The organism is Butyrivibrio sp. LC3010 (genome assembly GCF_000424385.1).
Classification (GTDB): Bacteria; Bacillota; Clostridia; order Lachnospirales; family Lachnospiraceae; genus Butyrivibrio.
Map to the genome: position 1 here is coordinate 1 of NZ_AUJU01000021.1, position 20030 is coordinate 20030.

The 20030-nt window shown below is 40.0% G+C and carries 32 protein-coding genes and 1 pseudogene; 28 read left to right on the top strand and 5 right to left on the bottom strand.

Features of this window, described 5'->3' with window-relative positions; genetic code table 11:
* From G622_RS0112925 to G622_RS0112950, 6 genes are all read left to right on the top strand, one after another.
* A partial coding sequence (locus G622_RS0112925; protein ID WP_026511066.1) for a transposase occupies positions 1 to 299 on the top strand: 299 nt, incomplete at its 5' end.
* A gap of 22 nt (positions 300 to 321) precedes the next feature.
* The gene (locus G622_RS22890) at positions 322 to 720 is read left to right on the top strand and encodes a GNAT family N-acetyltransferase (protein WP_242833002.1); all 399 of its coding nucleotides are present in this window, start codon (positions 322 to 324) and stop codon (positions 718 to 720) included.
* Positions 721 to 743: 23 nt separating this feature from the next.
* Positions 744 to 1298, top strand: coding sequence for a DUF5714 domain-containing protein (locus G622_RS0112935; protein WP_022775883.1), 555 nt, complete (start codon positions 744 to 746; stop codon positions 1296 to 1298).
* A gap of 87 nt (positions 1299 to 1385) precedes the next feature.
* Positions 1386 to 1832, top strand: coding sequence for a GNAT family N-acetyltransferase (locus tag G622_RS0112940; protein ID WP_026511067.1), 447 nt, complete (start codon positions 1386 to 1388; stop codon positions 1830 to 1832).
* 21 nt (positions 1833 to 1853) lie between these two features.
* Entirely contained in the window at positions 1854 to 2447 is a 594-nt protein-coding gene (locus G622_RS0112945; protein ID WP_026511068.1) for an NAD(P)H-dependent oxidoreductase, read from the top strand.
* 253 nt (positions 2448 to 2700) lie between these two features.
* Positions 2701 to 3606 carry a hypothetical protein gene (locus G622_RS0112950; protein WP_022755918.1) on the top strand — a complete coding sequence of 302 codons (906 nt, stop codon included), beginning with the start codon at positions 2701 to 2703 and terminating at the stop codon, positions 3604 to 3606.
* Here the strand turns inward: G622_RS0112950 and G622_RS0112955 are convergent.
* Complete coding sequence (locus G622_RS0112955; RefSeq protein WP_026511069.1) at positions 3594 to 4487, bottom strand: LysR family transcriptional regulator; 894 nt, start codon at positions 4485 to 4487, stop codon at positions 3594 to 3596. The two genes, G622_RS0112950 and G622_RS0112955, sit on opposite strands and share 13 nt — an antisense overlap.
* A 127-nt stretch (positions 4488 to 4614) precedes the next feature.
* On the opposite strand from G622_RS0112955, the gene G622_RS0112960 reads away from it, so the two are divergent.
* From G622_RS0112960 to G622_RS0113035, 16 genes are all read left to right on the top strand, one after another.
* Positions 4615 to 5652 (top strand): YeiH family protein, encoded by a 1038-nt coding sequence (locus G622_RS0112960; RefSeq protein ID WP_026496659.1) that lies wholly within the window; start codon positions 4615 to 4617, stop codon positions 5650 to 5652.
* A 185-nt stretch (positions 5653 to 5837) separates the two neighbouring features.
* Positions 5838 to 6488 (top strand): deoxyribose-phosphate aldolase, encoded by a 651-nt coding sequence (gene deoC, locus G622_RS0112965; protein WP_022762004.1) that lies wholly within the window; start codon positions 5838 to 5840, stop codon positions 6486 to 6488.
* A 96-nt stretch (positions 6489 to 6584) separates the two neighbouring features.
* Positions 6585 to 6716 carry a heavy-metal-associated domain-containing protein gene (locus tag G622_RS27045; protein WP_255345354.1) on the top strand — a complete coding sequence of 44 codons (132 nt, stop codon included), beginning with the start codon at positions 6585 to 6587 and terminating at the stop codon, positions 6714 to 6716.
* 53 nt (positions 6717 to 6769) lie between these two features.
* Positions 6770 to 7054 (top strand): metal-sensing transcriptional repressor, encoded by a 285-nt coding sequence (locus G622_RS0112975; RefSeq protein WP_022762007.1) that lies wholly within the window; start codon positions 6770 to 6772, stop codon positions 7052 to 7054.
* A 54-nt stretch (positions 7055 to 7108) separates the two neighbouring features.
* Entirely contained in the window at positions 7109 to 7756 is a 648-nt protein-coding gene (locus G622_RS0112980) for a YoaK family protein (RefSeq protein ID WP_035773381.1), read from the top strand.
* A 93-nt stretch (positions 7757 to 7849) separates the two neighbouring features.
* On the top strand, positions 7850 to 8260 hold the full coding sequence (locus tag G622_RS22895) for a GrpB family protein (protein ID WP_242833003.1): 411 nt from the start codon (positions 7850 to 7852) through the stop codon (positions 8258 to 8260).
* A gap of 94 nt (positions 8261 to 8354) precedes the next feature.
* Complete coding sequence (locus G622_RS0112990; RefSeq protein WP_026511070.1) at positions 8355 to 8792, top strand: radical SAM mobile pair system MarR family transcriptional regulator; 438 nt, start codon at positions 8355 to 8357, stop codon at positions 8790 to 8792.
* Entirely contained in the window at positions 8789 to 9487 is a 699-nt protein-coding gene (locus G622_RS0112995) for a radical SAM mobile pair protein A (protein ID WP_026511071.1), read from the top strand. Before G622_RS0112990 ends, G622_RS0112995 begins: the two co-directional genes overlap by 4 nt.
* The gene (locus G622_RS0113000) at positions 9463 to 10386 is read left to right on the top strand and encodes a radical SAM mobile pair protein B (RefSeq protein ID WP_022755164.1); all 924 of its coding nucleotides are present in this window, start codon (positions 9463 to 9465) and stop codon (positions 10384 to 10386) included. The genes G622_RS0112995 and G622_RS0113000 overlap by 25 nt, the downstream gene beginning before the upstream one ends.
* Before the next feature lie 220 nt (positions 10387 to 10606).
* Positions 10607 to 10879: a helix-turn-helix domain-containing protein gene (locus tag G622_RS26550; protein ID WP_044957672.1), complete on the top strand. Its 273-nt coding sequence runs from the start codon at positions 10607 to 10609 to the stop codon at positions 10877 to 10879.
* A gap of 1 nt (position 10880) precedes the next feature.
* The gene (locus tag G622_RS0113010) at positions 10881 to 11180 is read left to right on the top strand and encodes a hypothetical protein (protein WP_026511072.1); all 300 of its coding nucleotides are present in this window, start codon (positions 10881 to 10883) and stop codon (positions 11178 to 11180) included.
* A gap of 94 nt (positions 11181 to 11274) precedes the next feature.
* The gene (locus G622_RS0113015; RefSeq protein WP_026511073.1) at positions 11275 to 11823 is read left to right on the top strand and encodes a GNAT family N-acetyltransferase; all 549 of its coding nucleotides are present in this window, start codon (positions 11275 to 11277) and stop codon (positions 11821 to 11823) included.
* Between the two features lie 95 nt (positions 11824 to 11918).
* A complete protein-coding gene (locus G622_RS0113020) occupies positions 11919 to 12116 on the top strand; it encodes a hypothetical protein (protein WP_026511074.1) in 198 nt (65 codons plus the stop codon).
* Positions 12110 to 12673, top strand: a complete 564-nt coding sequence (locus G622_RS0113025) for a GNAT family N-acetyltransferase (RefSeq protein WP_044957674.1) — start codon at positions 12110 to 12112, stop codon at positions 12671 to 12673. Before G622_RS0113020 ends, G622_RS0113025 begins: the two co-directional genes overlap by 7 nt.
* 33 nt (positions 12674 to 12706) lie before the next feature.
* Positions 12707 to 12877, top strand: a complete 171-nt coding sequence (locus G622_RS25330; protein WP_256374521.1) for a GyrI-like domain-containing protein — start codon at positions 12707 to 12709, stop codon at positions 12875 to 12877.
* Between the two features lie 58 nt (positions 12878 to 12935).
* Entirely contained in the window at positions 12936 to 13682 is a 747-nt protein-coding gene (locus G622_RS0113035) for an N-acetyltransferase (RefSeq protein ID WP_026511076.1), read from the top strand.
* 19 nt (positions 13683 to 13701) lie between these two features.
* Here G622_RS0113035 and G622_RS0113040 read toward each other — a convergent pair whose 3' ends face one another.
* Positions 13702 to 14589: a LysR family transcriptional regulator gene (locus tag G622_RS0113040; RefSeq protein WP_026511077.1), complete on the bottom strand. Its 888-nt coding sequence runs from the start codon at positions 14587 to 14589 to the stop codon at positions 13702 to 13704.
* Positions 14590 to 14735: 146 nt separating this feature from the next.
* Between G622_RS0113040 and G622_RS0113045 the strand changes: the two genes are divergently transcribed.
* The 5 genes and pseudogenes from G622_RS0113045 to G622_RS25335 form a co-directional block, all read left to right on the top strand.
* Entirely contained in the window at positions 14736 to 15257 is a 522-nt protein-coding gene (locus G622_RS0113045) for a flavodoxin (RefSeq protein ID WP_026511078.1), read from the top strand.
* Positions 15258 to 15510: 253 nt separating this feature from the next.
* Entirely contained in the window at positions 15511 to 16353 is an 843-nt protein-coding gene (locus G622_RS0113060; protein WP_026511079.1) for an aldo/keto reductase, read from the top strand.
* A gap of 171 nt (positions 16354 to 16524) precedes the next feature.
* Positions 16525 to 17163: a class I SAM-dependent methyltransferase gene (locus tag G622_RS0113065; protein WP_026511080.1), complete on the top strand. Its 639-nt coding sequence runs from the start codon at positions 16525 to 16527 to the stop codon at positions 17161 to 17163.
* A 12-nt stretch (positions 17164 to 17175) separates the two neighbouring features.
* Positions 17176 to 17943, top strand: coding sequence for a hypothetical protein (locus tag G622_RS0113070; protein ID WP_026511081.1), 768 nt, complete (start codon positions 17176 to 17178; stop codon positions 17941 to 17943).
* 23 nt (positions 17944 to 17966) lie between these two features.
* Positions 17967 to 18191, top strand: a pseudogene (locus G622_RS25335) (glycoside hydrolase family 3 N-terminal domain-containing protein); the annotation flags it as partial.
* Positions 18192 to 18334: 143 nt separating this feature from the next.
* On the opposite strand, the gene G622_RS0113080 reads toward G622_RS25335, so the two are convergent.
* From G622_RS0113080 to G622_RS0113090, 3 genes are read right to left on the bottom strand one after another with little or no spacing between them, the layout of a single operon-like run.
* The gene (locus G622_RS0113080; RefSeq protein WP_026511082.1) at positions 18335 to 18727 is read right to left on the bottom strand and encodes a C-GCAxxG-C-C family protein; all 393 of its coding nucleotides are present in this window, start codon (positions 18725 to 18727) and stop codon (positions 18335 to 18337) included.
* On the bottom strand, positions 18724 to 19314 hold the full coding sequence (locus tag G622_RS0113085) for a 4Fe-4S binding protein (protein ID WP_026511083.1): 591 nt from the start codon (positions 19312 to 19314) through the stop codon (positions 18724 to 18726). Before G622_RS0113085 ends, G622_RS0113080 begins: the two co-directional genes overlap by 4 nt.
* Positions 19307 to 19513 (bottom strand): 4Fe-4S binding protein, encoded by a 207-nt coding sequence (locus G622_RS0113090; RefSeq protein WP_026511084.1) that lies wholly within the window; start codon positions 19511 to 19513, stop codon positions 19307 to 19309. The genes G622_RS0113085 and G622_RS0113090 overlap by 8 nt, the downstream gene beginning before the upstream one ends.
* 104 nt (positions 19514 to 19617) lie before the next feature.
* Between G622_RS0113090 and G622_RS0113095 the strand changes: the two genes are divergently transcribed.
* Positions 19618 to 19950, top strand: coding sequence for a winged helix-turn-helix transcriptional regulator (locus tag G622_RS0113095; RefSeq protein ID WP_026511085.1), 333 nt, complete (start codon positions 19618 to 19620; stop codon positions 19948 to 19950).
* Positions 19951 to 20030: the final 80 nt, after the last annotated feature.

Here is a 20030-nt window from a genome sequence, read left to right on the forward strand (position 1 = left end):
ACACACATAGACCTGCATCACTATACAAACTCCTTCCTCCTGCAGAAGCTCGCAGGATATTAAAAAAGTTAGAGATACACTATACTCCCAAGCATGGAAGTTGGCTTGATATTGCCGAAATAGAACTCAATGTTATGACAAGGCAGTGCCTATCACGACGGATATCAAATATTGATTTGCTTATAAAAGAACTCAGCACTTGGGAAGATGAGCGTAATTCAAATAAAGCAACTGTAGATTGGCAATTCAAAACATCTGATGCAAGAATCAAACTCAAATCGCTGTACCCTGTCCTTTAAGGCAGGGAGCGACTTTGATTAATTGTCAACGTGTCAGTACACTAGTTTTACTGAGTGGAATGAAGGCCATGTAAAGAATTGCAGGTTTGTTTTTGAGGAAGAAGGGAAGGTTGTAGGCTGGATAGCGCTAAGTCCTTCTTCAAGTAGGTGCGCATATAAAGGCTGCGTTGAAATGAGTGTATATGTAGACAGAAACTATAGAGGTCATGGGATAGGAACAGCTTTGGTAAATACGATTATCAAAGAAGCTGAGAAAGATGGATATTGGAGCATATACTCTGCAATATTTTCAATTAATAAAGCAAGTATAGCCTTACACAAAAAATGTGGTTTTAGGGAAATTGGCTATAGGGAAAGAATAGCTAAAGATCGATTTGGAAAATGGCAGAACACAACTCTTATGGAGTACAGAGCTTCATAATTAGTTTATAGGAGAAGCTACTTATGACTATTGAAGAAAAAGCAAACAGGATTATTGAAGATATACGTAATGAAAAAGGCGTAAATCCTATCAAGATGTTTAAGTCAATGGCAAAGAAAGCGTATATAAGCATACATGGGCCAGAGCATCATATATTAGATGGGGCATGTCTTTTAATGGCTTATCATAATGCTGGTGGCAAAATAGATATAGACTATGCCTTGGAGAAGCTTTTGAAAGAAGGACTTCGGATGCCGGGAGCAATGTGCGGACTGTGGGGAATATGCGGAGCGATAACATCTATAGGAGCAGCTCTTTCTATTATTGATGGTACAGGACCACTTTCTGAGGATGGCACATGGGGAGATCACATGGCATTTACATCAAGCGCCATAGGAGAGCTTGGCAAGATAAATGGCCCAAGATGTTGTAAAAGAGATGCTATGATTGCGTTCAAGCATGGAATAGAGTACGTAAGACAGCACTACGGTGTGCAGATTGAATATGAGAAGCAACACTGTGAGTTCTCATCGCAGAACCAGCAGTGTATCAAAGAAAGATGCCCTTTCTTTGGATAATGGAAAGCTTTTTGTTCCGGACGATTTAGAAATTATGGAACTTTGAATTTCAGGTTAATAGATTAAAGGGTTAAGGATTATTAGCTGATGATACGAGAAGCAAGAAAAGAAGATTTGGAAGCACTTTTGGAACTGTATCTTTACTTACATGAAGATAGTATTCCCAAGCATGATGAACATCTTGAAAAAACATGGAATCAGATCATTGAGGATCCGAATCACCATCTGATCGTAAATGAGATTGATGGTCAGATTATATCTTCCTGTGTTTGTGTGATCATCCCGAATTTAACAAGAAATATAAGACCATATGCTTTTGTTGAGAATGTGGTAACACATGCGGATTTCAGAGGAAACGGATATGCAGGTGAATGTCTGGATTATGCAAAGAAGATTGCGGAGAAGGAAAACTGTTACAAAATGATGCTACTGACAGGATCAAAGAAGCCGGAGACTATGCATTTCTATGAGAAGGCTGGGTATAGCAGCAGTGATAAGACAGCTTTCATACAGTGGATAGAGATGGATAAGTAGCCATAGGTAAAGGAGTATGAAATGAAGGTATTCATTGTATATTGTCATCCAAGTAAAAATAGTTTCACATATGAAGTGAAAGAAGCTTTTATCAAAGGACTGGAGAGTGCAGGACATTCATATGAGATTTCTGATCTGTATGCAGATGGATTCAATCCCGTGATGCCGGAAAAAGAGTATATAAGAGAAGGATTTTATAATTTGGATAGTCCTGTATCGGAGGACGTTCTTTTTGAGCAGAAAAAGATAAATGAAGCAGATGCGATAGCTTTTATTTACCCTGATTTTTGGACTTCGTCTCCTGCTATGTTAGAGGGATGGTTTCAACGGGTATGGACTTACGGATTTGCATATGGGGATAAAACATCTATGAAATGTCTTGAGAAAGCTTTATTTTTGATTACCATGGGTGGGTCATTAAAAGATAAGGTAAGAAGAGATCAGCTGGAAGCAATGAAGACAGTTATGGTTGGTGACCGGATCAGAAATAGAGCAAAAACCTGCGAAGTATATGCTTTTGATGAGATGACCAGAGGCTATGGTAATGATGCTAACCGGGATAAAAACGCTGGTAAGTATCTAAGAAAAGTATTTGAAATTGCAAAAAACTTATAAAAAGGAAAAATTCTGTTGAAGATAATTCTTTTGCAGATCCTGATTAAAATTGACTAAAGGAGTGAATAGCTGTGAAACGAAAAACAACAGACGAGACCCTTGCGGAGTCTTTCTTGGAAAGAGTGTCAGTAAATGTGCTATTTTTAAGTAAGGAGGAATCGCGATCATCACATTGATTGCATGTTTTTTATAGAATATGTATAGAGTCAAGAGAATAATACCATACGCTTGTACAGTTCTGTTAGTAGCGCTGATGACACTATTTGCAGAAACTTTAAATGAGAAGGAGATTATATTTCCTGAGATAACAGCATTAGCAGTTGGATATATGGTGGCAAAAAATAGAAGCTGGAAGGTTAATGGAAAGCGTATGCTTTCACTGATAACAGGCTGTGCGATAATAGGAGTGTGCATTGTAAGATTTGTTCCGTTTGATACGTATATCGAAGTGATTTTGGCATTCACAATCGCTCAGGTAATCTTTATGTTTTCAGGAACCACGTTTGCACCATTTGTCTCAGCAATAGTGCTCCCGGTGATGATGCATACTACAAGTATAGTGTATCCTATAGCTGCATTTGTACTGACATTACTTGTAATATTGTTTCATAAACTTTTTCTATTTCAGGGAATCCGAGCAGATGAGGAATATGTTCCTGTGATGCTGAATTCCAGGGACGATATGGTAGATACTTCCATTAGAATCCTTTGTGTGACAGTAATAGCCGGTGTTGCATTCAGAACGGGTTATAGATTTGTTGTGGCACCTCCGTTACTTGTGGCATTTACTGAGTTTTCCAGGCCAAGGAACAAAACAAGAAATATGCCAGTCAAAACGGTGGCAGTGATAACTGTGTGTGCCATAATTGGTGTGATTTCAAGATATTTCTTTGCTATTTGGATAGGGCTTCCTATTACGATTTCAGCAATTGTTGCTACAAGTGGTATGCTTATCGTTATTCATTTTACTAAGATGTATATGCCACCGGTTGGCGCTATTACCATGCTGAGCATGATAATATCTGAAAGCGTACTAATCACATATCCGATTCAGATTTTTGTAGGAAGTAGCTTGATTCTTTTTCTGTCCCGGATGATTTTCATGAGACGGCAGGATAACAAGCTTTATGAAAAAGAACATGAACTTCATGCAGAATGAGTTATAGGTTGTATTTCCTCACATATTGCACGGATCTCTTCACTGAAAACAGTATCTTTGGGCCAGATGAAGGTAAAATCATGTTTTACCCTAAAGTCGTCAAGGGGGATTGTTTTCAGATATCCGGACTGCAGTCCTGATGCAACCGCTGCTTTATATAAAAAGGTGATGCCACAATCTTTTTCAATAAGGCTTATTATGGCATGCATGTTCTCCACCTGGGTAAAATTCCTAAAATCACTTGTGGAGTAATTGTTCAGGGCAAGAGCTCTTTCCAATATATTGCGCGTTCCTGAACCGGGTTCTCTTATAAGAATTCGCTCGGGAAAGAGATCTTTTATCACGCGTGGCTTCTGATTGAAAGAGTGCTTTGCCGAACAGACAGGAACGAACTCTTCTTTGCTAAAAAGCAGCGTTTCATAATCATTTTCAGGGAAATATCCTTCTACAAGTGCAAAATCTATAACACCGTCGGAGAGTTTTTTAAGAAGCTCCGATGTGTTGCCAAATGTAATCTTAAGATTAGTATCCGGGTGATTTTTTATGTAATCACTGATCGGATCAGCAATTATGTATTCTCCTATGGTCATGGTGACACCAAAAGAGATGTCTTTTAAGCCATGGTTATTCTTTGAAAGTATTTCTTTGAGACTTTCATCATCATTTTTTATCTGATTCATTTTTTTATACATGAGTTTTCCGTTATCAGTTAGAAAAAGTTTTTTTCCATCCTGAGTAAACAGCTTTGTCCCGTATTCATTTTCAAGATGATGTATGTGCTGAGAAACAGCGGGCTGAGTAATATTCAGCTCCTTAGACGCCTTGGTGAAATTGAGGTGCCTGCAAACACATAGAAAGGTATCTATCCTGAAATCCAGCATAATCAGTCCTCCCTAACGATAAGAAATGTTTATGGATATATAATAATATATAATTTTATCTTTTTCAAAAGACAGAATAGAATAAGACCTGCGAAAGAACAGATTAAAAAGAGAGAGAGGTCTTGAGATGGATTTTTTGAAAAAGAATTACATGGGAGTAATAGTATGCTTCACTATTGCAGTTCCTTCATGGCTCCTGGGAAAGCGCTTCCCTGTCGTTGGCGGAGCGGTGATTGCAATCATTCTGGGCATGATAATAGCCCTGTTCTGGAATGACAAGGGGAAGGCGGCTGATGGAATAAAGTTTACATCAAAGATAATTCTGCAGGAGGCTGTTGTCCTCCTTGGATTTGGTATGAATCTTTCGGTCGTTCTTCAGACCGGGAAACAGTCACTTCCTATAATTATCTGCACGATTTCAACATCGCTTATCCTATCATGGATTCTTCATAAGGTTATGAATATCAAAGGAAACACAGCTACTCTTATCGGAGTTGGCTCATCAATATGCGGCGGCTCAGCAATTGCAGCTACGGCTCCTGTCATTGATGCGGATGATGATGAAGTGGCACAGGCAATTTCTGTGATATTTTTCTTTAACGTGCTGGCAGCACTTCTTTTTCCTTCGCTGGGAAAGCTTATAGGTTTTGATATCACAACAGGAGAGGCTTTCGGTATTTTTGCGGGAACTGCAGTTAATGATACTTCTTCCGTCACCGCAGCTGCATCAACCTGGGATAGTATGTGGAACCTGGGGAGTCAGACTCTTGATAAGGCAGTTACGGTCAAGCTTACAAGAACACTGGCTATCATACCTATTACACTGGTACTTGCGTATTTGAGGGCAAGGGAAGCAAAAAAGGATGGAAGTTCGACAAATGGCTTTAGCTTTAGAAGAGCATTTCCGATGTTCATAGTCTTCTTTGTGATTGCTTCAATTATCACAACTATTTGCTTGAGAGCAGGTGTCCCTTCTTATGTTTTTAAGCCACTTAAGGAACTTAGCAAGTTCTTTATAATAATGGCCATGGCTGCTATTGGCTTGAACAGTAACATAATCAAACTAATTAAATCAGGTGGGAAGCCGATTTTGCTTGGCGGCTGTTGCTGGATCGGAATAACAGTTGTCAGCCTTTTGATGCAGCATGTAATGGGAATATGGTAAAAGAAAAATAGGCGTTGACAAATACTCCCCCCCTAGTATATATTGCAAATGGTAGGGGGGACTATTTTGTCGTCCCGTATTTATTGTCAAATTATGAACCAAAAAGACTATGAAATTTTTGGATGGACCTAGGGAATCCACCGCAAGCGGTACCACCCTTAGGTCGAAGAATGGAGGATACTCGAATGAAACTTGAAGAAATATTAAAGATGGTTGATCACACACTGCTTGCTCAGGGAAGCACATGGGATGAGATAAAAGAGATATGCGACGATGGTATGAAGTACCATACGGCTTCCGTATGCATTCCTCCATATTATGTGAAGAAAGCCCGTGAGTATATGGGCCCTGATATGCCTATAACAACAGTAATCGGATTCCCGAATGGAAATACAACAACTGCATCCAAGGTTTTTGAGACAAAGGATGCGCTTGCAAACGGAGCAACAGAGATCGACATTGTTATAAACATAGGGGAGCTGAAAGCTAAGAATTATAAGTTTGTTCTTGATGAGATCAATGAACTCAAAGAAGCCTGTGGCGACCATACCATGAAGGTTATCATTGAGTGCTGCCTTCTTACAGAAGAGGAGAAGATCAAGATGTGTGAGATTGTTACGCAGTCAAAGGCAGACTATATCAAGACTTCAACAGGTTTCTCAACAGGCGGTGCAACCTTTGAAGATATAGAACTCTTTGCAAAACACTGTGGTCCAAATATCAAGATCAAGGCATCAGGCGGTATTGCATCAATTGAAGATGCTGAGAAATTTATTGAACTTGGAGCACACAGACTTGGCACAAGCAGGCTGGTAAAGATTGCTAAAAGTATGTGATTTAGAAAAACTATAAAACACTGGAAATGGAATAATCAGTACATATGGACAGAAATAATATTTTGACTGAGTTTAAAAAATATACGGATCAACAGAATTGATGGCGTATCTGCAAAACTGAACCTCAAAAAGAAGCAAGCTGTTGTGAAGTACGAAAAAGAGGTAGAGGATGACACCTTGATAAAGGAGATAGAAGATCTTGGCTATAAGGTTGTTTCTGTACAATAAATAGCCGGGATATGATACTATTAGTCAACATATGAATAATAGGGAGATTACTTATGGCACATAAAAAGACAGTCAGAACAGCAGCACAGAAAAAGGCTCTGACCAACCGGTTGAAACGTCTGGAAGGGCAGATACGTGGCCTGGAAAAAATGATCGAGGATGACGTATATTGCAACGACATCCTTCAACAGTCCATGTCTGCAGCCTCAGCAATAGACGGCTTTAATCAGGAACTTCTTGGATATCACCTGAAAGGATGCGTTACGGACGGCATAAAAAATGACGATGAAGAAATCGTGGACGAATTATTGAAGACGATCCGTAAACTCATGAAATAAAAGAATTACATTCATGAGTAACTATTCCGCGATAATAAAATATGTAGGAGAAATATGCAGACATCTGAGAGTTTTCGATTAAGTGCATTATTATCCTTTTCAGGAGGATTACAGGATGCGTATACATATAATATGAGGGATAAAGTCTTTGCCAATGCACAGACCGGCAATGTTGTTTTAATGAGTCAGAACCTGATGCAGGGTAATTTTATGCAGGGGTTACACTATATGTGTCCGCTTTTTTCGTTTGCTGCTGGGATTTTTATAGCAGAGAGAATTGAAAACGAGTATAAATGTGCTGAAAAAATCCACTGGAGACAGATTATCATAATAATTGAAATGATTGCGCTTAGCATTGTCGGACTTCTCCCCATGGATATGAATATGATAGCAAATATGATTGTGTCATTTTCATGTGCCATGCAGGTGCAAACATTTAGAAAAGTACATGGATATGGATATGCAAGTACCATGTGCATTGGAAATCTGAGAAGTGGAACAGAGAGCCTTTCTAAATACCTTAGAGACAAAAACAAACAATCTTTGTACAAATCATTTCACTTCTTTGGAATCATTCTGATATTTGCTATAGGAGCAGGATTTGGCGGAGTAATATCCGGAATCATTGGGATAAAAACCATATGGATTTCGGTAGTCATACTGCTTATAGTTATCAATATGATGGTAAAAGAAGTAAGGTAAAATTGGCATACAATGCGCGGTTTGCTGGAGGCGATGGTTCAGCAGGTGCTATTCTCCAACTCCGCTAAAAATGATGGTCTAAAGGAATTTAAGATGAAAAATGTACTCTTGAGTGATGATGGTGATATAAAAGTTTATTCTGTTCCTGACATGGAAGAAGTCGCTCACATTTTAGAGCAGAATGGATTTATCAGAATGTCCGATGAAAAAAGACGGATTTCATTAAATAAGGGATATACAAAAGAGGGCTTTGCGGATAAGGTTTATCACATTCATCTTAGATACACAGGAGATAATGACGAGCTTTATTTCCGAGACTATCTGAATGAGCATCCTCATATTGCAGAGGAATATGAAGCATTGAAGCTTGAATTATGGAAGAGATATGAGCATAACAGAGATGCCTATACCAATGCTAAAACTGAGTTCATCCGCAAGTGGACAGCAGAAGCCCGCATGAAATATGTCGACAGATACTTACAAATTCAGAATTTGTCGAGATAATCGTTAGAACATAATATTTGCAGTTATGATATGTGTGCTTGACACAAATACTCCTATATCGTAGTATAAAACTGCGATATAGGAGTATTAAATTATGAAGACAAATGGTGGATTTCTTGTTACAAAAATAAAACAGCTGGGTGATCGTATATTTGAAAGGATACTGGCAGAAAAAAACATTGATGCATTTAATGGAGCTCAGGGAAGGATTCTTTATGTCTTATGGCAGGAAGATGGTGTTCCTATTAAAATTATTTCCGAGAAAAGCGGACTTGCAATTACTTCACTTACAACCATGCTTGAGCGGATGGAAAAAAACGGACTGATAAGCCGCAAAACTGATGAAGCTGATAAGAGAAAAACTATTCTGTTCCTCACAGATAAAGCCAAAGAACTTAAAGAAGCTTATGACTCCGTATCCAATGAGATGGGGAATATTTATTATCGTGATTTTACGGATAAAGAGATTCTTCAGTTTGAAGAGTATCTTAACCGCATCAGGGTAAACCTTGAGGAATGGAGTGACAAATGAGTATCTGTATTAAAGATCAGATTCAGAACATGAATCTTGTTATAGGGTGCACTGTTGGATGTCCGTACTGCTATGCCAGAAACAATACGAGGCGTTATCACATCATAGATGATTTTGAAAAGCCACAGTTTTTTCAAGGCAAGCTTCGTATGATGGAAAAGAAAAAGCCGCAGAATTTTCTGCTGACCGGTATGAGCGATCTCTCGGGATGGCATGAGGAATGGAGAGAGGAAGTCTTTAAAAAGATAGCAGAGAATCCTCAGCACCAGTTTCTTTTTCTTACCAAACGACCGGATCTTCTGTCTTTTGAAACAGATCTTGATAATGCATGGTTTGGCGTTACAGTTACGAGAAAGTCTGAGTTATGGCGTATTGATGCACTGCGGAGCAATGTGAAGGAAAAAAAATATCATGTTACCTTTGAGCCTTTGTTCGATGATCCGGGTAAGGTTGATCTTACAGGCATTGACTGGATTGTGGTGGGAACCATGACAGGTGCAAAGAGCAGGACTGTTAAAACAGATCCCGGGTGGGTTTATTCATTGACAGAACAGGCTCATGAACTGAACATTCCTGTATTCTGGAAAGAAGATCTTGTTCCGATTATGGGAGAAGAAATGATACAGGAAATGCCGGATGCTTTTAACAAAGTGCTGGAGGAACAGAGGATATGGAACAACCAGAAATCAAAGTAAATCATATAGAAACAAAAAGTGTAATGACAAAATCGAATACTCCTATTGGAGGATATTCGGTGAATCCCTATGTGGGGTGTCCCCATGCCTGTAAATACTGCTACGCATCTTTTATGAAACGCTTTACAGGGCATACGGAGGAATGGGGAACTTTCATGGATGTGAAAGACTGGCCTGAAATAAAGAATCCAAAGAAGTATGCCGGCCAGAAGGTGATCATTGGAACAGTTACGGATGGTTATAATCCGCTAGAGGAAACATATAAAAATACAAGAAGACTTCTGGAAGAACTAAAGGACAGTGGTGCGGACATACTTATCTGCACAAAGTCAGACCTTGTACTAAGAGATCTGGATCTGCTAAAAGAGATCAATGAAAATAGCAGACTTACAGTATCATGGTCAATCAATACTCTCGATGAAGAGTTTAAAGACGATATGGATGCGGCAGTAAGCATAGAAAGAAGGCTTGCTGCAATGAAAGAGGTATATGCGGCAGGCATTCGTACAATTTGCTTCATTTCACCCGTGTTCCCGGGGATTACGGATATAGAAGCAATCATAGACAGGACAAAAGATCAGTGTGACCTTGTATGGCTTGAGAATCTGAATCTTCGCGGAGGTTTTAAGGCAGATATCATGAAATACATTTCCGATAAACATCCGGATCTGGTGCCGCTGTATGACGAAATTTATAACAAAAAGAACCGCAGCTATTTTGAAGCGTTGGAAAAGAAAGCTGAAGAGCTGGCTAAAAAGTATGATTGCAGGTTTGTTGATAATGAAACTCCGTATGAGAGAGTAGAGAAAGGACATCCAACAATCGTAGATTACTTTTACCACGAAGAAGTAAGAGGAACTGCCAATAGTGGAAAGAGAAATGTAATACATAATCCTTGATGGAAGAATAAACGGAAGTTAATCGCACAACTTCAAATTTGTGCATATAGAAACACTTTTGTAAAAAGGGAGATACATTTTTATGATAGAGATCCCGTAAAAGAAGCTGATTGTCGATTATGGCAGTCAGCTTTATTTTTTGCATTGACATGCACGCAATGACTACATTAAAATGAAGGTAGATAAATATACGCATTGACTACATTGATGGAGGTAGCCTATGAAGAAAGATATTTATGATGTAGAAGGCATCCAGATTGAAGTTGAAAGAACTGACAAGGATGACAAAGACGCTGAGCGTCGTAGGACAGCTTACATGTTTAAAGTAATCAGGGAACAGTCTGGTATGAATCGTACAGAATTTGCCAAGTGGCTTGGAGTTCCTTATAGAACTATGCAGGAGTGGGAGCTTGGACGTAGACAGATGCCTGACTATGTACTTCGTTTGATTGCCTATAAGGTAGCAAATGAAAAACGCGAAGGGAGGATCTGATATGAGTAGAGTATTAGTAAAAATCCTATTGGCACCGATAATTCTTCCAATGATAATTGTAATGAGCTTACTAAGCCTGATGATCACGATAGTAGCAAGCGTTTATGAGAATGTAGCAGGTCTTCCGATGAAACTTGTTGGCATCTGTATCCTTCTTGCACTTTTCACTAAGTCCTGGCTTGCAGCTGTATTATTCGGAATTATACTTGCGATGGGATATCTTGTACCGTTATCAGAAAAACTGATTTACAATCTGTGCATGAGGGAGGTGCCATCATGCAAAGCATCAAGATTTGATTAGTTGATGTCCGGAGCTATTTTATTTTTGTCTGAAAAAAGGTATGATAATCCATAAGTTGTCGAAAAAATGATAGGAAAAGGGAAAGTAGGATAAGATGAAGCATTGCGGAACACAGACTATCGAAACAGAAAGACTTATACTGAGGCAATTCAAGAGAGAAGATGCAGATGCCATGTTTAAGAACTGGGCAAATGATGAAGAAGTTACTAAGTATCTTACTTGGTCACCTCATGGAACGGTGGATGTTACAAAAGAGATTTTAAAACAGTGGGTGGATTCATATAAGGATGAAAAGTACTATCAGTGGGCCATTGTTCTAAAAGAAATAGATGAACCAATAGGCAGTATCTCTGCAGTTGGTATGAAAGAGAGTATAAACATGATTCATATCGGATACTGTATCGGAAAGCGCTGGTGGAATCAGGGTATTACATCTGAAGCATTAAAAGCAGTCATAGATTTCTTTTTTGACAAGGTGGAAGCAAATCGTATCGAATCAAGGCATGATGTTAATAATCCACACTCCGGTATGGTCATGAAAAAATGTGGAATGAAGTACGAAGGGACACTCCGTAGCTCAGATATTAACAACCAGGGACTTAATGATTCCAGTTGGTACGCAATTCTAAAATCAGATAGGTGAGGGAAGAATGAAAAGGTTAATAAGCAAGATTCTTGCTGGGCTAGGAATTACGATAGTGGCGATTCCGGTTCTTCTTATAGCGCTAGGGGATAAGGATGATAGAAAAGATAATAGCGGCTTGTGGAAACGATTGTGCTGCATGCCCCAGATATGTTGGACATCCATATGAAAAGATAGGCGAAGAAGTCCGCCACACTGTAGAGCTTTGGATGAAGATTGGGTACCGGGATCATCTCGTGACGAATGAAGAGATTTCCTGTACGGGTTGGAATTTAATGGAGAAACTATGTTAAAAGATTATGAAATAGATAAGCCAATGCTTGAAACTGATAGACTGATCATTCGAACTCTTAACGAAGCTGATGTGCCGGATTTGAGAGAATGGTTGGGGAGAGACGAAATTTATACCTATTGGGGACGAAAAGCAAGTAAGGGTGAGAAAAATCCTGAACTTATGTTTATTGACCCCCGCCCTTGGGTAAAAAGAAAACCTTCTCCTGATTTTGATTGGGGAATCATATTGAAAGAATCCAATAGAGTGGTAGGCATGATCTCGGTATTTGATATCCAAAATGCCAGAATGGGTGATATAGCATACAGAATTAATCCTGAGTACTGGAATATGGGAATTACTACAGAAGCCCTAAAGGAAGTTGTACGGTTTATATTTGAGAACACGGAAATAGAACGATTGAATGGGCGCGCTGATGTAAGAAACAGTGCCTCAAATAAGGTTATGGAAAAATGTGGATTTATAAAAGAAGGAACCATTCGCCAAGGAAAAATGGTTTCTGTTTATTGCGATTATAATATTTATGGCATGCTTAGAAATGATTATGGGGTACTGTAAATATGAGTTTTTACGATCCCGGCAATATGTATTATTAAAGGCAGCTACGATCAGATGGGTGAGGCATATGCAACTGTGGCGTCATGGATCAAAGCTAATGGATATAAAATGAATGGACCTATGTTTAATATCTATCATGTGAGTCCTGCACAGACACAGAATCCTGATGAGTATGTAACGGAAGCTTGTTTCCCTATTGAGTAAATACTATCTATGCCAAGGAGCTTAAGTGTTCATTGGCATATTATTGAAAGGAGCGGTCATGGAATATGTTCATGTAACAAAAGATAACCTCGAAGAGGAGCATATTTGCTGCGCGATATCAAATAATAAGGATGTTCAGGTTTCTTCTAAGAAGGCATGGCTTTCGGAGAGGTTTGATGAAGGACTTGTTTTCCTAAAGAGCGTAGAGCGCGGAAAGTGTTTTATCGAATATATCCCGGCGGAAAACGCATGGATTCCGATAGAGGCAGATGGATATATGTACATTGACTGTCTCTGGGTGTCCGGGGCTTTCAAAGGACATGGATATTCTACTGATCTACTTACTGCCTGCATCGAGGATAGTAAGGAAAAGGGGAAAAAAGGGATTTGTATTCTTTGCGCTTCAAAGAAGAAACCGTTTCTGGCTGATCCGAAGTTTCTGAAGTACAAAGGATTTGTCGTGAGCGATGAAGCTGATAATGGTATTCAGCTTTGGTATATGCCGTTCGATAAAAATGCAAAAGCTCCGGTGTTTAAGAAATGTGCAAAACATCCGCATATAGAAGAGAAGGGATATGTTCTGTACTATACGAATCAGTGCCCATTCAATGCAAAATATGTCCCGGTTTTGGAGCAGACGGCAAAAGAAAATGGTATTGCATTCAAGGCAATACATCTTGAAAGCAAAGAAGAAGCACAGAATGCACCGACACCGATTACGAATTATGCGTTATTCCATGATGGGGAGTATGTTACAAACGAGCAAATGAACGATAAGAAATTCTTAAAACTTACAGGAAAGTGATAGTCGTTTATATACGAAGTTAAAGCGGAAAAGCCACTGCATCTTTGTACAGCTTTTGAAGCGTCTTGATAAATGAGGCAAGGCTCTCACGACTATCCGTCTTGTGGGTGCATAGGACGCAGTGAAAACATTCCCTGCAGTCATAAGGGATCCACGCAAATTGTCCGCTATGGTCGTTTAAGAATCCGGGAGCAAGGCAGATACCTTTGCCGGATGCGACATTTACAAGAGTAGAGTCGTGATCAGGACTGTTAAAATACTCGATCTTCCCAGAGGAGATTAGTTTTTGCTGGACGGATCGTAAAGCGTTCGGAGAGCCGCCGCCTACCATGAGGGTGCGTCCGTAGATGTCTTCATCCGTGATGATGTTCTTTTTAGCCAGAGGATCGTTTTTATCGGTAATAAGGTAGATACCAGAATCAAAGAGTTTGTGGATGTTGATTCCCGGGATATGTTTAGTCTGTTCTATAAGTGCAAAGAGGATGTCGGACTCATCCTTTAAAAAGCTTTCCACACCGTTATCGTACTGAAACAGAGGAGTAACCTGGACACCGGGTTGCTCCTTTTCAAATATGCGGATAGCTTCGGGCAGAAAGTATATGGCTTGTCTGACCATCATGGAAACAGTTATGTTGTCCCTGTATCTGGCACTGAAATTCTGTCCCTGTTCGATGGCGCGTTTCATATCCTCACGCATACCGGAAAGATAGGTTACGAACTGCGCACCGGCCGGAGTGAGTGCAGCTCCTTTGCCGTTTCTTTCAAATATCTTAAAGCCTACCTCATCTTCCAAAAGCTTTAGCTGATAAGAAAAGGTTGGCTGACTTACAAATGTGTTCTCAGCCGCCCGGCTGAAGTTAAGGGTATGAGCCAGTTCTATGCAGTAATCTATCTGCTTGGTTGTCATCGATATATCTCCTTGAAAGTCAGCTATTTAAAAATTAAATCAATTATAGGATATTTGAATTGGATTATTCAAGTGTTTTGCGTGATAATCAAGTCATAGAAACAAAAATAAATGTAAACACCTGTAGATAAAAGGAGGAGATCAAGATGGCAAAAACATTGATTACATTCTTTTCAAGAGCGGATGAAAACTATTTCGGCGGAGCAATGAGATACGTAAAGGTCGGAAATACAGAAATCGTTGCAGGTCTTATGAAAGAGCTGATCGACGCGGATACATTCAAGATCGAGATGAAGGATCCATATTCACCGGTATACATGTCCTGCATCGATGAAGCAAAGAAAGACAAGCAGAACAATGCACGACCTGAGCTTACAAATTATCTTGATAGTATCGATGAGTATGACACCATAGTACTTGGCTACCCGAACTACTGGGGGACCTTCCCGATGGCAGTCGCAACTTTCCTTGAGAGATATGACTTTACAGGAAAGACCATCCTTCCGCTTTGCACAAATGAGGGAAGCGGTATGGGTTCCAGTGAGAGTGATATAAAGAAATGTGCTAAAGGGGCAACAGTAAAGAGTGGTCTTGCAATCACGGGTTCAAAAGCCGCAGATTCCAAAGATGCCGTAAAAAAATGGTTTGCAGCAAACGGACTGGTTTAAGAAGAAGAATGGTGACGGAGATGGATTACGAAAGAGGATATGTATTTGATCTGATGGAACAAGGCGGTCCCACGGATGTAAGGGAGCCATACTTTAAGGATGCCGTGGATGCAGCACAGTGATCGCAGAGGTTTATGGCGGAGGAAAGGGAAGCTGGAGACTGCAGGGAGATTTTACCTTAAGAAAAGAAAATGGAACATGGAAATTGATGAGTTCAAAGGCGTCAACATATTAATGAATGGAGGATTATGCAATGGAATATGTAACACTAAATAATAAACTGGAATGTCCCGCAGTCGGGATCGGAACCTTTATGCTTTCGCCTGCCGATGCAGAGAACAGTGTAAGAGAAGCACTTAAGATGGGATATCGCCTCATTGATACTGCCAATGCATATGTAAACGAGCGGGCCGTTGGAAGAGGCATGAAGGATAGCGGAGTAAAGAGAGATGAGATCTTTCTTTCCACCAAACTCTGGCCCAGTGAATATGAAAATCCAAATGCTGTGGATGAGACTCTGGAGCGCCTTGGTGTAGATTACGTAGATCTTCTTTATATACATCAGCCGGCCGGCAACTGGCTTGCAGGATACAGACAGCTTGAGAAGGCTTATAAGGAAGGTAAGGCAAAGAGCATCGGTATCTCTAACTTTGAAGGAAAGTATATCGAAGAACTTGAGACGAAGTGGGAGATCGCACCGCAGTTTATCCAGGTGGAGGCGCATCCTTATTTTACCCAGAAGGAACTGCGAAAGACTCTTGATAAGTATGGGATCAAGCTTATGAGCTGGTATCCGTTAGGACACGGCGATAAGAGCCTGATAAATGAGCCGGTTTTTGCCGAACTTGGAAAGAAGTACGGAAAAACTCCTGCACAGATCATCCTCCGCTGGCATACACAGATGGGATTTGTTGTGATCCCCGGCAGCAAGAACGTGGATCACATCAAAGATAATCTCAACATCCTTGATTTTATGCTGACAGACGATGAGATGGCAAAGATCGCTAAACTTGATAAGAATGAGAGATATTATCACAGGACAGATGAGCAGCTGGTCCAGTTTGCAGGATGGAAACCTGATTTTGAAAAGGCGTAATGATATGAAGAAAATACTAAAACAATTAGGAAGTGAACATATGAGATTACAAGTAATTGGGACTGTTTTTACGCAGTCCTTTTTATTTTGAAATAAAGTTAGCCAAAGCTAACATTATGGTGTATCATTGATTATGGTGATCTAAATATTTGACATATGGGGGCATTTATAATGAAAACAGCAGAGCAATACAAGAAACTTACAATTAGTGAATTTACCAAAGCAGCGGAAATATATGAAACCGATCATGCAGGAATTTATGAAATGTGCAAGGATGATTACCCGTATATTGAGGCAGAACTCTCACATATAGAATACCAGGATCTGTTGGACTGTGGATGCGGTACAGGTCCTATGATATCTCTTTTACATGAAAAAGACAGTTCCAAGCATTATGTAGGACTGGATCTAACGCCTAAGATGATAGAGGTTGCCAAAAGTAAGAACCTTAAGGGAACGGAATGGGTAGTTGGGGATTGTGAAGATTTGCCCTTTGAGGACGAGTCTTTTGATGTCATCATATGCACAAACAGTTTTCATCACTATCCAAATCCCCAGAAGTTCTTTGACAATGTAAAAAGAGTATTAAGACAAGGTGGAAAGCTCATCCTTCAAGACTATACAGCACCGACTCCTATTTTATGGCTCATGAACCATACAGAGATGCCGCTTGCTAATTTGATAGGTCATGGTGATGTTGGGGCATATTCTCTTGGTCAGATCAGGGATTTTTGCGATAATTGCGGACTATATATTGAGAAGTTGGAAGCGGCAAGGAAATTTAGGATGCATCTGGTGGCAAGGAAGTAAGGAGATTGCGATATGAAATATGAAGAAATGGGACTTAAGACAGGAAAGACACTTATGCTACTGCCTGGAACATGCTGTGACTATCAGACCAACTTTGCTAATGTCCTGCCAAAGCTCTCTGAGAAATATCATCTTATCTGCGTTAACTATGATGGTTTCGATGGAGGGGATGAAATATTTCCTGACATGATAACTGTGACGGAGAAGATTGAGAAGTATATTATCGAAAAACATGGTGGGAAGATTGATGGTGCAATAGGATCGTCTCTTGGTTCAAGTTTTGTGGGACAGCTTGTGCAAAGAAGAAATGTGCATATTGATCATGCGATATTTGGGAGTCCCGACCTGGACCAGAGCGGTAAGTTTAGTGCATGGCTTCAGTCCAAAATGGTAGTTCCGCTTCTCACAAGCTTTACCAAAAGTGAAAAGAAGCAGCAAAAGACCAAGGAAAAGCTGAAGAATATTTTTCTTATGAGTGACGAACTTGCAGACCAGTTCATGGCCTGCTTTTCCAAATTCAAACCGGAGTCGATTAAGAATGAGTACTATACGGATCTTATCACATATCTTGAAGATGATATAAACGTGAAGCACACAAAAGCTCATTTTATCTATGCAAACAAGATGGGTGAAAAGTACCTGAAAAGATATAAGAAGTACTTTCATGATCCTGATATCAGGGAATTTGATATGCAGCATGAGCAGTGGCTTTTTGGAGAGGAAAAGTATGCCCTGCTGGTACTTACTGTGATAGATGAATTTATGGAAATGCCGGTTTGACATGACTATACTGTACCAACAATTATGACCTCCTTGTAAAAATCTTAAGACAGGAGTGGGGATTTGATGGTGTGGTAATGAGTGATTGGGATTCTATGAAAGCAGATCAGGGTGATTGTATGAAGGCTGTAACCGGAGATGTTTTAAAGGTAATGGGGGCCCAGTGCGACCTGATCTGCCCCGGAAGACCAGATCAGGCAAACGAAGGCAGTGCCTTGCTATTACATGACCTGGACAGAAGAAAATAATGAGCAGTTTCAACAAGAGTAATGCTTAATGCCATGCTTGATAAGGCAAAAGAACTTGGTTTTATAGAAGTTACGTTCACAACCAAGCCTGAAGTGATGAAGGTTGGATATGAGCTGTATAAGCGTATGGCTTTACATATTGATCAAATCGAATCTATTACTTCTCCAAGAGAAATAACTGCATTTCTTACACAATCAGGACATTCACAAATAACATTGCCGGTGGTGATTCCTTTTAGATCTTTGCAGATAGTTGCGCCGCACTTATCATTGAATTTATTAACCAGATTCTTGGAATACCTGGGAGTGCCCTTTCCATCCGTGATCATGCCGGCAACCATGACTGCTCCAATAAGAGCACCGCATGTACTCTCCATACAGCCCATTCCTGCTGCGAATCCGGAAGAAAGCTTGGAGAGTTCTTCCGGGGCGATATCAATCTTATCTTCAAAAACTTTAAGCACAGACTGTGTGCAGTTGCACTGGCCTGTAGCTTTCAAATTTGCTGCAATATCAGCTCTTTCTTCTATAGTCATTTTGAAGCTCCTTTTTCTTTTATCTTACAGATACCTTGTGTCATTGTTCCCATGGGGCAAAATGTACACCAGGTCCTTTCTCTATATAGTACCATCACGATCAGCCCTATCAAAGTGGATGTGAGCATAAGGCTGTAAAAACCAAAACCAAACTGAGCTACCCAGTTCGGGAAAATACTACCGGAATATGCCCATTTCCATGGCAACTTGAAAGTCCAGAATAGTTTGATGGCTTTACGCAATGTGTCTGCACCTGCAAAGACCTGATAGGTCTGAAATATCATTGTGCCAAACATCGTCATGAAAAATGTCAGAAATCCATATCGGAACCATTTTGACGACAGCCACCTGGGAGCAGGCTTCTTTCTGGAACATCCTGCCTTTCTTCCGAGTATCCAGAACAGTTGTCCCCTTCCGCACATATTGTTGCAGAACCATTTGTTGCCTCCAGCGATAGCAAATATAAGCGGCAATATGAAATCAATAAGCCCAAGCCAAGCAAAGAGTATATTAAAGAATCCAAGCGAAAAGTAAATGATGCTCCAGATCCACAAATAGCTGTACCAGTGTTTTTTCTTGTTAGTCATTGACTGATATCCTCTCTTTCAACTCAATAACGCTTGCAGGACATGCCTTTTCACATAATCCGCATCCTACACATAAGCCATCTTCAACAACTGCATAGCAGCCTTTGTATATGGATATTGCCTGTCTTGGACACTGCAGTGCACAAACACCGCAGGCAACACACCTTTCGACATTCACATTTGCTTTTCTCTTAACCATGTGCAGATTCCTCTCAATTTTTCTGTTCGACAAGCTAATTATACGTGGTACAATAAACTTATCAAGTACGCAATTTTTATTAACCTGGTAAGGAAAAACTGACTATGAAAAAAGAACCATTATGCGATGAAATCGCAGGAGAAGGCTGTGGATTAAAGAAAGTGTTAAACATTGTTGGAGGCAAGTGGAAGATTATGATCCTCTGCGTAATAGACAACAATGAAGTGGCAAGATATGGAGATCTGCGTCGCGCAGTGTTTGGAATCACCAATACGATGCTGGCTCAGTCTCTTAAAGAATTAGAGGGTGACGGCCTTATAAACAGGACTCAATATGATGAGATGCCTGTACGTGTTGAATACACACTGACCGATAAAGCCAAAAGTATGATACCGATCTTGCTGCAGCTGAAAAAATGGGGAGAGGAGAATTTGTAGATGATCATCTACAAAGCAACGAAATGACAGAGATAAGCAGGCTGAAACGTATAGTAGAGACGCTTCGAAGTGAAAACGGC